The organism is Streptacidiphilus jiangxiensis (assembly GCF_900109465.1).
Taxonomy (GTDB): domain Bacteria; phylum Actinomycetota; class Actinomycetes; order Streptomycetales; family Streptomycetaceae; genus Streptacidiphilus; species Streptacidiphilus jiangxiensis.
Genome location: NZ_FOAZ01000004.1, coordinates 411,949 through 424,895 on the forward strand (window position 1 = coordinate 411,949; position 12,947 = coordinate 424,895).

At 70.8% G+C, this 12,947-nt stretch carries 10 protein-coding genes; 6 read left to right on the plus strand and 4 right to left on the minus strand.

Features of this window, described 5'->3' with window-relative positions; all coding sequences use genetic code 11:
• Positions 1–48: 48 nt before the first annotated feature.
• Positions 49–1,377, minus strand: a complete 1,329-nt coding sequence (locus tag BMY61_RS10750; RefSeq protein ID WP_042441521.1) for a thioester domain-containing protein — start codon at positions 1,375–1,377, stop codon at positions 49–51.
• Between the two features lie 331 nt (positions 1,378–1,708).
• Here BMY61_RS10750 and BMY61_RS10755 point away from each other — a divergent pair, with 331 nt between their 5' ends.
• From BMY61_RS10755 to BMY61_RS10770, 4 genes are read left to right on the plus strand one after another with little or no spacing between them, the layout of a single operon-like run.
• Entirely contained in the window at positions 1,709–2,737 is a 1,029-nt protein-coding gene (locus BMY61_RS10755) for a UDP-glucuronic acid decarboxylase family protein (RefSeq protein WP_075003853.1), read from the plus strand.
• A gap of 13 nt (positions 2,738–2,750) precedes the next feature.
• The gene (locus BMY61_RS10760) at positions 2,751–4,622 is read left to right on the plus strand and encodes a glycosyltransferase family 2 protein (RefSeq protein ID WP_042441932.1); all 1,872 of its coding nucleotides are present in this window, start codon (positions 2,751–2,753) and stop codon (positions 4,620–4,622) included.
• Positions 4,623–4,642: 20 nt separating this feature from the next.
• Positions 4,643–5,716, plus strand: coding sequence for a UDP-glucose 4-epimerase GalE (gene galE / locus BMY61_RS10765; RefSeq protein ID WP_174514449.1), 1,074 nt, complete (start codon positions 4,643–4,645; stop codon positions 5,714–5,716).
• Positions 5,717–5,757: 41 nt separating this feature from the next.
• Positions 5,758–7,089 (plus strand): UDP-glucose dehydrogenase family protein, encoded by a 1,332-nt coding sequence (locus BMY61_RS10770; protein ID WP_042441518.1) that lies wholly within the window; start codon positions 5,758–5,760, stop codon positions 7,087–7,089.
• 31 nt (positions 7,090–7,120) lie between these two features.
• Here the strand turns inward: BMY61_RS10770 and BMY61_RS10775 are convergent, their stop codons facing one another.
• From BMY61_RS10775 to BMY61_RS10785, 3 genes are all read right to left on the minus strand, one after another.
• The gene (locus BMY61_RS10775; protein WP_082014629.1) at positions 7,121–8,821 is read right to left on the minus strand and encodes a right-handed parallel beta-helix repeat-containing protein; all 1,701 of its coding nucleotides are present in this window, start codon (positions 8,819–8,821) and stop codon (positions 7,121–7,123) included.
• Positions 8,822–8,897: 76 nt separating this feature from the next.
• Positions 8,898–9,617 (minus strand): ABC transporter permease, encoded by a 720-nt coding sequence (locus BMY61_RS10780; RefSeq protein ID WP_082014666.1) that lies wholly within the window; start codon positions 9,615–9,617, stop codon positions 8,898–8,900.
• Between the two features lie 50 nt (positions 9,618–9,667).
• Positions 9,668–10,597 carry an ABC transporter ATP-binding protein gene (locus tag BMY61_RS10785; protein ID WP_042441514.1) on the minus strand — a complete coding sequence of 310 codons (930 nt, stop codon included), beginning with the start codon at positions 10,595–10,597 and terminating at the stop codon, positions 9,668–9,670.
• A 125-nt stretch (positions 10,598–10,722) separates the two neighbouring features.
• Between BMY61_RS10785 and BMY61_RS10790 the strand changes: the two genes are divergently transcribed.
• Both BMY61_RS10790 and sufB read left to right on the plus strand, forming a co-directional pair.
• Complete coding sequence (locus BMY61_RS10790) at positions 10,723–11,505, plus strand: helix-turn-helix transcriptional regulator (RefSeq protein WP_236655792.1); 783 nt, start codon at positions 10,723–10,725, stop codon at positions 11,503–11,505.
• The gene (gene sufB / locus BMY61_RS10795) at positions 11,502–12,914 is read left to right on the plus strand and encodes a Fe-S cluster assembly protein SufB (protein ID WP_042441510.1); all 1,413 of its coding nucleotides are present in this window, start codon (positions 11,502–11,504) and stop codon (positions 12,912–12,914) included. Before BMY61_RS10790 ends, sufB begins: the two co-directional genes overlap by 4 nt.
• Positions 12,915–12,947 lie beyond the last annotated feature (33 nt).

Below are 12,947 nucleotides of genomic sequence, written 5' to 3' on the forward strand. Positions count from 1 at the left end.
GAAGCGTTCGAGGACTGCCGTGGCACGCGTCACATGTCAGTCAGGGCGTCAGGCGGTGTGACGGCCCCGGCGCTTGCGGAGCAGGAACACCGCCGCGCCACCGACCAGCACGAAGCCCGCGCCGACACCGGCGATGACCGGGGTCGCGCTGCTGGCGCCGGTCTCGGCCAGCGGCGGGTGCGAGGCCGAGGGGGAGGGGGTGGGCTTGGTGGTCGGCAGGTGGCTGCCGCCGGTGGGCTTGCACGTCAGCGCGCCGGTGAAGGTCTTGCTGAAGTTCGGGCCGGTCACGGTGATCGTGTACTTCTGGCCCTCCTTCTCCTTGACCAGCACGGTCTTGGTGGCGCCCGGCGCCACCGTCACCTTGAGGGAGCCGACCGAGGCCGTCCACGGCTGGTCGCCGCCGTTGGTCAGGGTGACGTCGACGCCGCCCTGCTTGCAGTCCTCCTTGGCGTTCGCGGCCGGCACGGGGCCCTGCGGGGCCCACTGCGCCTGCGCGACGGCCTTGACCGAGACGGGCGCGGTGCCCGCGAGGATCATGGTCTGGCTGGAGCCGTCCACGGCCTTGAAGGCCCGGCCGACCGGCAGTGCGGTGGTGGTCGTGGCGTCGACCTCGGCGGAGCCGGCGGCGGTGCCCTGGGGCACGTCGACGTAGAGCTTCTCGCCGTTGACGGCCGTGGTGACCGGCTTGCCGGTGCCGTCGACCAGGGTGACGCCCGCGGGGGCGGAGAGCGAGAGGTCCACCGACGAGCCGCTGGTGGTCACGGTGACCGGGCCGAGCTTGCCGCCGCGGCCGGCCACGGAGGCGGGGGAGAGGGCGAGGGAGGGGGCCGGCTCGGCGCTGTCCTGCGCGTTCTTCTCCAGCCAGGAGGCCAGAGCGTTGGCGTTCTGGTCCTCGGGCACCGCGTTCGCGTTGTCGGAGTAGAACCAGATCGCGGCCTGGGTCGCGGCGGCGGCCTGGTCCGCGGACAGGCTCGCGACGTTGATGTCGCCGGCCAGCACCGAGGGGGAGACCACGGGGTAGGAGTGCTGCAGGATCCACTGGATCTTGCCGCGGTTCGGGTTCTGGGAGAGCGTCGACTGCGCCCAGCCGGTCTCCTGGTACTGCACCCCGTTGTGCGTGTCGTGGTGCAGGTCGATGCAGTAGACCGCGAGCTGCTGTCCGCCGTCCTGCAGGGCCACGGTGCCGCCGTAGGCCTGGTGGCCGTCGACGTCGATCGCGCCGGCGTGGATGAAGTCGCCGAGCGTGGCCGTGGCGCTGCCGTTCTGGTCCGCGTGCGCCGTGCCGCCTACTGCCAGCGTGCCGAGCGCGATCGCTCCCGCCGACACGAGACCCGCCGCGATGCGGACGGCCCCTCCCCGCGACGATATTCCGAGCATGGACGTGCCTCTCCCCTTGTGCAGAACATGCCAAAGACCTGGAACCGGAGTTGCGGCGTCTGGTGGCAATGCTCCGGATGACTCTCGATGTGGGCGGAATCCTAGTGAACTCTCGGGTAGCTGTGTGACGCGGGGGTCGGAAGTGACCGCAGCTGTTACAGAGCTGTCGAGAAACTCTCAGTTTCCTCTGAGGTGGCGTCATATAACAAATGCAAATGAATATTCCGGGTGATCCGGACATTGGTCACACAGTAGCCCTTACACACATTGACACTTTGTTCACACCATCCTTACGTTTCATCACCACAGCGAGGCGCGGGGAGCGATGAAGATGCGCATAGTGGTGACCGGTGGTGCCGGGTTCATCGGATCGCACCTGTGCGACCGGCTGATCGCGCGCGGCGACGAGGTGGTCTGTGTCGACGACCTCTCGTCCGGCCGCCCGGACAACATCGCCGGCCTGCTGGGCTCCGAGCGCTTCACCTTCCTCGACCAGGACATCATCGAGGGCCTGGACGTCGCCGGCCCGGTCGACGCGGTGATGCACCTGGCCAGCCCGGCCTCCCCGCCCGACTACCGGCGCCGGCCCCTGGAGACCCTCGCGGTCGGCAGCCGCGGTACCGAGAACGCGCTGCGCCTGGCCCACCGTCACGGGGCCCGGTTCGTGCTCGCCTCCACGAGTGAGGTCTACGGCGACCCGGTGGTCCACCCGCAGCGCGAGGACTACTGGGGCAACGTCAACCCGATCGGCCCGCGCAGCGTCTACGACGAGGCCAAGCGCTACGCCGAGGCGGTCACCTCCGCCTACCGCCGCACTCTGGGCGTCGACACCGGCATCGTCCGCATCTTCAACACCTACGGTCCGCGCATGCGTGCCGACGACGGTCGCGTCGTCTCCAGCTTCCTGGTGCAGGCGCTCAGCGGCGAGCCGCTCACCATCTACGGCGACGGCAGTCAGACGCGCAGCTTCTGCTACGTCGACGACCTGGTCACGGCCCTGGTGGCGATGATGGAGAGCGACCAGGCCGGTCCGATCAACTGCGGCAACCCCGCCGAGCGAACCATCGCCGAGCTGGCCACGCTGGTCGGCGAGATCACCGGCTGCCCGGTGGTGACGGAGCACCACGAGCTGCCCCAGGACGACCCGACCCGCCGGCGTCCCGACATCGGTCGGGCGCAGGCCCTCCTGGGCTGGTCCCCGCAGGTCGAGATCGAGGACGGCCTGCGCAGCACCGCGGCGTGGTTCGCCTCCCGCCCCGAGGAGGTCGCCTCGGCCGCCGCCGACCTGCGCGGCGGTCAGCTCGACGAAGAGTCCCGCGTCGGTGATGACCTTCGCGCTGTCCCCGCGTTGGCCGGCTGAGGCGGGGCCGAACGTGGTGATCTCGTCGCCCTCTCGACAACACGACGACCGACCGCAGCCGCCCTCCGAGGAGGAGCAGCTCGGTGACGCCATCCGCGAGCTGTCCGGTGGCAACGTGCGGGAGATCCGGCCCAGCGGTCCCACCTTCGGGGACAGGCTGGAGCTGCGCGCACTCAGCGCCGACCTGATGACGCCCGCGCTGCGGCGCGGCGACCGCATCCGGATCGCGCTGTTCTCCGTCGGCTGGATGGTCTGCTTCATCTACTTCTGGTTGTGGTGGCTCCAGCCGCAGAACCGCAGCAGCTTCACCGGCATGATGCTCAACAGTGCCGTGCTGCTCTACGTCACCGCGATCCCGCTGTACTTCCTGCTGTCGGTGGCGTGGCTGCGCAAGCCCGACCCGAAGGTGGCGGTGCCGGAGCTCCGGGTCGCCTTCGTGGTGACCAAGGCCCCCTCGGAACCGTGGGAGACCGCCCGGCGCACACTCGAGTGCATGCTGGCGCAGGAGTACCCGCACGCCTACCACGTGTGGCTCTGCGACGAGGACCCCACCGACGAGGTGCTCGTGTGGTGCCGGGACAACTACGTGGGCGTCTGCACCCGCAAGGGTGTCGAGGCGTACCACCGGACCTCCTGGCCGCGGCGCACCCGCTGCAAGGAGGGCAACCTCGCCTACTTCTACGACAACTACGGCTACCAGTACTACGACGTGGTGGCCCAGCTCGACTGCGACCACGTGCCCGAGCCCGGCTACCTCGCCGCGATGGTGCGTCCCTTCGCCGACCCTGCGGTCGGCTACGTCGCGGCCCCCAGCATGTGCGACGCCAACGCCGAGGACTCCTGGGCCGCGCGCGGCCGCCTCTACCGTGAGGCGGTCTGGCACGGCCCGGTGCAGCTCGGCCACAACGGCGGCCTGGCACCGATGTGCATCGGGTCCCACTACGCCGTGCGCACCGAGGCGCTGCGCGAGATCGGCGGGATCGGCCCGGAGCTGGCCGAGGACTTCTCCACCACCTTCCTGCTCAACTCCGCCGGCTGGCAGGGCGCCTTCGCCATCGACGCGGAGGCCCACGGCGACGGCCCGCTGACCTTCGCGGACGCGCTGACCCAGGAGTTCCAGTGGTCGCGCAGCCTCACCACGGTGCTGTTCGGCCTGCTACCGCGGCACCTGCCGCGCATGCGCGGCCCACTGAAGGTGCGCTTCGGCTTCTCGCTGGTCTACTACCCGCTCAACGGCGCGGTGCTGACGTCCGGACTGCTGCTGGCACCCGTCGCGGTGCTGGCCGGCATCCAGTGGGTGCACATCGACTACCTGTCCTTCGTGTGGCACATGGCGTCGGTCTCGGTCTGGCTGCTGCTGCTGGTCCGGCTGCTGCGGAAGCGCGGCCTGCTGCGGCCGGCCGCGGCGCCCGTGCTCAGCTGGGAGAACTGGCTGTTCACGCTGACCGGTTGGCCCTACGTGGTGCGCGGCGTGGTGGCCGGGGCGATGAGCGTGATCCGGCCCCGGCAGATCACCTTCAAGGTCACCCCCAAGGGCTTCGGCGGCATGCCGGAGTTGCCGGCCAAGCTGCTCGCGCCCTACCTGACGTTCACCCTGTTCCTCTCCTCGGTCGCGCTGTACGGCGAGTACCGCGGCCACGTCCTCGGCTACGTGCTGCTGTGCATCTTCGGCGCGACCTCCTACAGCGTGGTCAGCATCCTGGTGCCGCTACTGCACATCCGTGAGGCCGCGCGGGCCGCCGGGGCGCGCTGGAGCAAGGCCCTGCGCACCGCGCGGCTGCCACTCGCCCTCGGCCTGGCGACGCTGGTCCCGCTCGGCTTCGCGATGGCGCACTACGTGCCCCACCTCGCGGCTGTGCTCGACGTGCACCTGCACCTGCCCTAGTCGTTCCGAAAGGCCCACTGATGTCCACGCTTTCCGCATCCGTGCCCACCGTGCTGGTGACCGGCGGGGCCGGGTTCATCGGCAGCCACACCTGTGTGGAGCTGCTGGAGCACGGCTACCGGGTGGTCGTCGTCGACGACCACTCCAACAGCTCGCCCGAGGCGCTGCTGCGGATCGAGAAGACCGCCGGCCGTGCGCTGCACGCGGTGCACATCCTCGACATGCGCGACGTGGAAGCGCTGGCCGAGGTGTTCCGCACCCACCGGATCGACGCGGTCGTGCACTTCGCGGCGAAGAAGGCCGTCGGCGAGTCGGTCCAGATCCCGCTCGACTACTACGAGGTCAACGTCGGCGCGACGGTCTCGCTGCTGCGCGTCATGCGCGAGCACGGCGTCGAGCGGCTGGTCTTCTCCTCCTCCTGTTCCATTTACGGCGACGCGCGTCCGGTGCCGCTGGACGAGCACGAGCCCGCCCGTCCGACCAACCCCTACGCCCGGTCCAAGTGGATGTGCGAGCAGGTCCTCGCCGACACCTGCCGGGCTTGGCCGGAGCTGTCCGCGCTGGCGTTGCGCTACTTCAACCCCGTCGGCGCGCACCCGGGCGGGCTGCTCGGGGAGGACCCGCGCGGGGTCCCCAACAACGTGATGCCCTTCGCCATGCAGGTGGCCGTGGGTCGCCGGGAGCAGCTGAGCGTCTTCGGCGGCGACTACCCGACCGAGGACGGCACCGCCGTGCGCGACTACATCCACGTGGTGGACGTGGCCGACGGGCACCGGGTGGCGCTGGAGCAGCTCGGTGTTCGCCCGGACAGCGCGGGCGCCGCGGCCCGCACCGGTCTGCAGGTGCTCAACCTCGGCACGGGAGTCGGCACCTCGGTGCTGGAGCTGGTCGCGGCCGTCGGCCGGGCCTGCGGCCGACCGGTCCCGCACGAGATCGTGGGCCGCCGCGAGGGCGACGTGACCCGCCTGGTGGCCGACCCGAGCGCGGTCGCCGCCGCCTGGGGATGGCGCACCACCCGCACCCTCGACGACATGTGCGCCGACGCCTGGCGTTTCCAGCAGGCGAACCCCATGGGCTACGACGCAGCCCCCTGACCCCCTATCACGTACGCGAACAGCCGGCTGAGGAGAACACCATGCGCATCACCGTCATCGGGACGGGTTACCTGGGCGCGGTGCACGCGGTCTGCATGGCCAAGGCAGGGCACGAGGTGCTGGGCGTCGACCAGGACGCCGCCAAGATCGACGCGCTGGCGGCGGGCCGGGCGCCGTTCTTCGAGCCGGGCCTGCCCGAGCTGCTCGCGGAGGGGTTGGCCAGTGGCCGGCTCTCGTTCACCACGGACGCGGCCGAGGCCGCCACCTTCGGCGAGGTGCACTTCCTGTGCGTGGGAACCCCGCAGCAGCCCGGCTCGAACGCCGCCGACCTCCGCCACCTGCACGCCGCCGTGGAGGCGCTCGCCCCGCACCTGCACCGGCCCTGTCTGGTCGTCGGCAAGTCGACCGTGCCGGTCGGCACGGCGGCGGCGCTGGCCGCGAAGGTCGCCGAGCTCGCCCCCGTCGGCGCGGCCGCCGAGCTCGCCTGGAACCCCGAGTTCCTGCGCGAGGGCTTCGCCGTCGAGGACACCCTGCGGCCGGACCGCCTCGTCGTCGGCGTCACCGGCGAGCACGCCGAGGAGGTGCTGCGTCGGGTCTACGCCCCGGTGCTGGCGCTGGGCACGCCGTGGATCAGCACCGACCTGGCCACCTCGGAGTTGGTCAAGACCGCGGCCAACTCCTTCCTGGCCACCAAGATCTCCTTTATCAACGCGATGGCGGAGATCTGCGACGCCACCGGCGCGAACGTCACCACGCTCGCCGACGCGATCGGCCACGACGTCCGCATCGGCCGCCGCTTCCTCGACGCCGGCGTCGGGTTCGGCGGCGGCTGCCTGCCCAAGGACATCCGGGCCTTCCACGCGCGCGCCCAGGAGCTCGGCGTGGGGTCCGCGTTGGACTTCCTGGAGCACGTCGACACGGTGAACCTGCGTCAGCGCGCGCGGACCGTCGACGCGGCCCGCGAGCTGCTCGGCGGTGAGCTCGCCGGTCGCCGCGTGACCGTGCTGGGCGCCACCTTCAAGCCGGACAGCGACGACATCCGCGACTCGCCGTCGCTGCACGTCGCCGAGCTACTGCTGGCCGAGGGCGCGGAGGTGCGCGTGCACGACCCGGAGGGGTTGGCCAACACCAAGTCCGCCCACCCGGGCCTGGAGTGCGTCGAGTCACTGGAGGACGCCTGCACGGGCGCCGACCTGCTGCTGCACCTGACGGCCTGGCAGCAGTACCAGGAGCTGGACCCGGCAGAGGTCGCCGCCTCGGTGCGCACGCCGCTCCTGCTGGACGGCCGCAACGCCCTCGACGCAGGCCGCTGGGCCGCCGCCGGCTGGACGGTCCGCCTGCTCGGCAAGCCCGCCCCGGCCCCGGCGGGCTGACCCCGCTCGCTTCCGCTCCGCTCGGCCCGCGCTACGGCGCGGGCTGAGTCGCTCCGACAGCCGTCGCGACGGTCAGCGGCGCGCCGAAGTAGTCCGTCGCGCCCGGGTCGTCGCCGAAGAGCGCCCTCAGATCCAGCCCGGCCTTCAGCAACGCGGAGCCGACGGGCAGTTCGGGCGCCGGGGTGCGCGTCGGGTCCCACGAGGCCGCACGCGTCCACCGCAGCCTGGCCGGGGCGATCGTCGCCGTTCCCTTGCCCTGCGCGACCTCCTGGTGGCTCACCGCGCGCCAGGCGGTCAGCGTGCCGTAGTCCGAGGTTCCCCAGACGACCCGCCAGGCCGCCGCGGGTGTGTCGTACTCGTTGCCCTGGAGCAGAAGCTGCGCCGTCGTGTAGGCCTGGTGCGAGTCGACGACCGCGCCGCCGCGCGGCGAGAGCAGGTTGTCCCGCACCGTCGAGTTCGTGATGTGCAGCCCGAACTTGAGCAGCGGCGCCTTGGAGTTCGCCTTCGTCTGGACCACGGTGTTGTGGTGGACGTCGATGGAGTCCAGCCAGCCGGACAGGTCGACGGAGCCGTAGCCGGGGAACTTGCGCGAGTCGTCGCGGCTGACGTTGAAGCGGATGGTGTTGCGCGCCGACGGCTGGGCCTTGACCGCGGAGAAGTCCATGAAACCCGGGCCGTCGTTGTCGAAGGACAGGTTGGCCTGGATGACGGAGTCGGTGGTGTTGCGGTCCAGGTCGAAGCCGCCGCCGTCGGCGCTGCCGCCGGTGTGGTTGTCGTGCGAGACGTTGTGCTGCATGACGACCTTGGTCGCGTCGTACGCCCAGATCCCGACCGGCCCGTTGGCGGCCACGCCGTGCGTCCCGTTCCCGAACGCGACGCAGCCCTGGACCAGCGCGCCGTCGGCGCTGCCGACGGCGATGCCGCTGCCGGAGTTGCTGGTCCTGTTGCGTGGGTTGCCGAGGTTCGCGTACGCCTGCACCCCGGTGACCCGGAGGTTCTGCACCGCGTAGCGAGGGGCGGCCGGGTCCAGCGGGCCGCCGTAACTGACCAGGCCGTTGTCGCGGTTGCCGTGCAGGGTGCTGTCACTGATCGCGACATCGCTGAAGCCGACGGCGCCGTTCGCGGCGCTCACCGCGATCCCGTCGCGGAAGCCGGAGACGTCCACGCGGGCGACGGAGACGTGCGCCAGCCGGGCACCGGTGGTGAGGTCCGTGAACACGTCGATGCCCGCGTCCAGGCTCCTGCCGACGCCGGGTCCGGTCAGCACCAGGTCGCTGATCTCCACGCCCGCGGTGTCGAACACCGACAGCCCAGGTGTGTCCGTGCCGACGATCGTGGCGCGACCGCTCCCGTAGGAGCCGACCTGCACGGGCTTCGCCGCCTGGCCGGCCTCCCCGGCCTTGAGCGTGAGATGGCCGGTGAACCGGTCCCCGCCGTGCAGCAGCAGCCGCTCACTGGGCTTGAAGACGTGCTGGTCGACGCGGGTCAGGGTGCGCCACGCGGTGCCGGGCGTGGTGCCGGACGCGTTGTCGTCGCCGGTGGCGCTGACGTAGAACGTCGGTATCTGCGGGCCCTTGGCCCTGGTGCTGGCGTCGCCGTGGTTCTCGATCGCGAAGTTCACGCCGAGGACGGCGACCCCGGTGCCCAGCAGCAGCACCAGGGTGCGTCGGCGCGGATTGCCGCGGAACGGCCGGAACCAGGCGTGTCTACCCGATGGAAGGGAATCAGTCACCGGGTCGAACCTCCTGCCGCACGCCGGGCGCGGGCAGTTTTTCAGGTGACCCCATGAGCAGTCAACGCAGGTCCGGCTACTCCCAGCGGAAGAAGCGCGCCGCCGCGGCGAGGCCGACGACGGCCCAGGCGGCGAGGATGCCGAGGTCGCCCCAGGGCATGGTCGCGCCCTGCTGGAGGACGGTGCGCAGACCGTCGGAGAGCGCGCTGATCGGCAGCGCCTCCAGGACCGGGCGGACCGCGCCGGGGAACTTCGACAGCGGCACGATCACGCCGCCGGCGAGCAGCAGCAGGATGAAGACCAGGTTGGCCGCGGCGAGGGTCGCCTCCGCCTTGAGCGTGCCGGCCATCAGCAGGCCGAGGCCGGAGAAGGCGGCGGTGCCGGCGACGATGAGCAGCGCCACTGCGAGCGGGTTGCCGTGCGGGTGCCAGCCCAGCGCGAAGGCGATCGCCGTCAGCAGCACGACCTGCAGCACCTCGGTCACCAGCACGCTGCCGGTCTTCGCGGTCATCAGGGCCCAGCGGGGCAGGGGGCTCGCCCCGAGGCGCTTGAGCACGCCGTAGCGGCGCTCGAAGCCCGTCGCGATGGCCTGGCCGGTGAACGCGGTGGACATGACGGCCAGCGCCAACAGGCCGGGCGCCAGGAAGTCGACGCGCTTGCCGGGACCGGTGGTGGACACGATGTCCACCGCGCTGAAGAGGAGCAGCAGGACGCTGGGGATGACGATCGTCAGCAGCAGCTGCTCGCCGTTGCGCAGCAGCAGCCTGGTCTCCAGCGCGGTCTGCGCGCGCAGCATGCGGCCGAGCGGGGCCGCGCCCGGGGCGGGGGTGTAGGTCGTCGTCGTGGTCACGAGCGCAGGTCCCGTCCGGTGAGTTCGAGGAAGACGTCTTCGAGGGTGCGGCGCTCGACCGAGAGCTTCTCCGGGAGCACACCGGCCTGAGCGCACCAGCTGGTGACCGTGGCGAGCAGCTGCGGGTCGACCGGCCCCTCGACGAGGTAGCTGCCCGGCGTCAACTCCGCGGCGGAGGAGCCGTCCGGCAGGGCCTTGAGCAGCGCGCCGAGGTCCAGGCCGCTGCGGCCCTGGAAGCGCAGCGTGTTCGCGGCTCCGCCGCGGCACAGCTGCTCCGGGCTGCCCTGGGTGATGACCTTGCCGCGGTCCACGATGGCGACGTCGTCGGCGAGCTGCTCGGCCTCGTCCATGTGGTGCGTGGTGAGCACGATGCTCACGCCGTCGCGCTTCAGGTCCCGGACCAGGTCCCAGGTCGCACGCCGCGCCTGCGGGTCGAGCCCGGCGGTCGGCTCGTCGAGGAAGACCAGCTCCGGCCGCCCCACGACGGCCATCGCGAGCGCGAGCCGCTGTTGCTGGCCCCCGGAGAGGCGGCGGTAGACGGTCCTGCCGCAGGAGCCGAGGCCGAGGCGCTCGGCCAGCTCGTCGACGTCGAGGGGGTTCGCGTGCAGCCGGGCGGTGTGCCGCAGCATCTCCATCGCGCGGGCGCCGGGGTAGACGCCACCCGATTGGAGCATCACGCCGATGCGCGGCTTCAGCTCCGCGCCCTGGGTCACCGGATCGAACCCGAGGACCCGGACGGTGCCGGCGTCGGGGCGACGGTAGCCCTCGCAGGTCTCGATGGTGGTGGTCTTTCCCGCACCGTTCGGTCCCAGGACCGCGGTGAGCGATCCGCGCCGAACCGTGAGGTCCAGGCCGTCGACGGCGGTCTTGGCGCCGTACCGCTTGATGAGGCCCCGAATCTCGACGGCGGGGGCGTGGTCATGCATGCGGTCGAGTCTACGAACCACCCCGCCGCAGGCCACAGATTAGGTAACCCTTAGTGATGGACCGCACTTTCCGCTGCGACCTGCGGCGCTTGTTCGTCCGGACGGAATTACGCAACAATGGTGTTGTGAAAAACGTGCGCGAGCAGGCTGAGGGACGCGAGGCGGTCGACACGACCGCCCCCGCGGGCTCTTCGCGCGAGCGTGTGGCCAGGTCCATCCTCGACCACGGCCCCTCCAGCGCGGCCGACCTCGCCGTGCGCCTCGGCCTGACCCAGGCCGCCGTGCGTCGGCACCTCGACGCGCTGACCGCCGCCGGCTACGTCACCTCGCGGGAACAGAAGGTCTACGGCCACCGCGGCCGCGGCCGCCCCGCCCGGGTGTTCCTGCTGACCGACTCCGGCCGCAGCACCTTCTACCAGGCCTACGACCAGCTCGCCGCGGACGCGCTCGGCTTCCTCGTGGAGGCCGTCGGCGGCGGTGAGCAGGGCAAGGAGGCGCTCGTGGCCTTCGCCCGGGCGCGGCTCGCGCGCGACGGACAGCGGTACGCGCATCAGCTCGGCGACTGCTCGGACACCGAGGCCAAGGCGCAGGCCCTGGCGGGCGCGCTCAGCGCGGACGGTTACGCTGCCACGGTGCGCAGCGCCCCGCTCGGCGAGCAGCTCTGCCAGCACCACTGCCCGGTGGCGCACATCGCCGAGCAGTTCCCGCAGTTCTGCGAGGCCGAGACGGAACTCTTCTCGCAGCTGCTGGGCACCCACGTGCAACGGCTGGCCACGATCGCCCACGGCGACGGGGTCTGCACCACCTTCGTGCCGCGGGCGGCCCCGCCGCCGCAGCACGAGAGACACACACCAGAGACCACCAGCACGACCGATTCGACCGCCGCATCCGGGAGGAACCCCGCATGACCACCACCGCTCACCCGGAGCTCGAGGGCCTCGGCAAGTACGAGTACGGCTGGGCCGACTCCGACGCGGCCGGCGCGGCTGCCAAGCGCGGTCTGAACGAGGACGTCGTCCGGGACATCTCGGCGAAGAAGAACGAGCCCGAGTGGATGCTGAAGCTCCGCCTCAAGGGCCTGAAGCTCTTCGGCAAGAAGCCCATGCCGACCTGGGGCTCGGACCTCTCCGGCATCGACTTCGACAACATCAAGTACTTCGTGCGCTCCACGGAGAAGCAGGCGGAGTCCTGGGAGGACCTGCCCGAGGACATCAAGAACACCTACGACAAGCTCGGCATCCCGGAGGCGGAGAAGCAGCGCCTGGTCGCCGGTGTCGCCGCGCAGTACGAGTCGGAGGTCGTCTACCACCAGATCCGTGAGGACCTGGAGGAGCAGGGCGTCATCTTCCTCGACACCGACACCGCGCTGAAGCAGCACCCGGAGCTCTTCCAGGAGTACTTCGGCACCGTCATCCCGGTCGGCGACAACAAGTTCGCCTCGCTGAACACGGCCGTGTGGTCCGGCGGATCGTTCATCTACGTGCCGAAGGGCGTGCACGTCGAGATCCCGCTGCAGGCCTACTTCCGGATCAACACCGAGAACATGGGCCAGTTCGAGCGGACGCTGATCATCGTCGACGAGGACGCCTACGTCCACTACGTCGAGGGCTGCACCGCCCCGATCTACTCCTCGGACTCGCTGCACAGCGCCGTCGTCGAGATCATCGTCAAGAAGGGCGGCCGCTGCCGCTACACGACGATCCAGAACTGGTCGAACAACGTCTACAACCTGGTCACCAAGCGCGCCGTGGCGTACGAGGGCGCGACCATGGAGTGGATCGACGGCAACATCGGTTCCAAGGTCACCATGAAGTACCCGGCCGTGTACCTGATGGGCGAGCACGCCAAGGGCGAGACGCTCTCCATCGCGTTCGCGGGCGAGGGCCAGCACCAGGACGCCGGCGCCAAGATGGTGCACATGGCGCCCAACACCTCCTCCAACATCGTCTCCAAGTCGGTGGCGCGAGGCGGCGGCCGCACCTCCTACCGCGGCCTGATCGAGATCGGCGAGGGCTCCAAGGGCGCCAAGTCCAACGTGCTCTGTGACGCCCTGCTGGTGGACACGATCTCCCGCTCCGACACCTACCCGTACGTCGACGTCCGCGAGGACGACGTCTCCATGGGTCACGAGGCGACGGTCTCCAAGGTCTCCGAGGACCAGCTCTTCTACCTGATGAGCCGCGGCCTGACGGAGTTCGAGGCGATGGCGATGATCGTCCGCGGCTTCGTGGAGCCGATCGCCAAGGAGCTGCCGATGGAGTACGCGCTGGAGCTCAACCGGCTGATCGAGCTGCAGATGGAGGGGGCTGTCGGGTAACAGCCTGGCGTCTCCGATCTGCCCTTAGTCCTT

Coding starts and splice junctions, on each gene's coding strand:
- BMY61_RS10755 (WP_075003853.1), top strand. CDS start 1,709: ATGCGCATAGTGGTGACCGGTGGTGCCGGGTTCATCGGATCGCACCTG.
- BMY61_RS10750 (WP_042441521.1), bottom strand. CDS start 1,377: ATGCTCGGAATATCGTCGCGGGGAGGGGCCGTCCGCATCGCGGCGGGT.
- BMY61_RS10785 (WP_042441514.1), bottom strand. CDS start 10,597: ATGCATGACCACGCCCCCGCCGTCGAGATTCGGGGCCTCATCAAGCGG.
- BMY61_RS10780 (WP_082014666.1), bottom strand. CDS start 9,617: ATGCTGCGCGCGCAGACCGCGCTGGAGACCAGGCTGCTGCTGCGCAAC.
- BMY61_RS10770 (WP_042441518.1), top strand. CDS start 5,758: ATGCGCATCACCGTCATCGGGACGGGTTACCTGGGCGCGGTGCACGCG.
- galE (WP_174514449.1), top strand. CDS start 4,643: ATGTCCACGCTTTCCGCATCCGTGCCCACCGTGCTGGTGACCGGCGGG.
- sufB (WP_042441510.1), top strand. CDS start 11,502: ATGACCACCACCGCTCACCCGGAGCTCGAGGGCCTCGGCAAGTACGAG.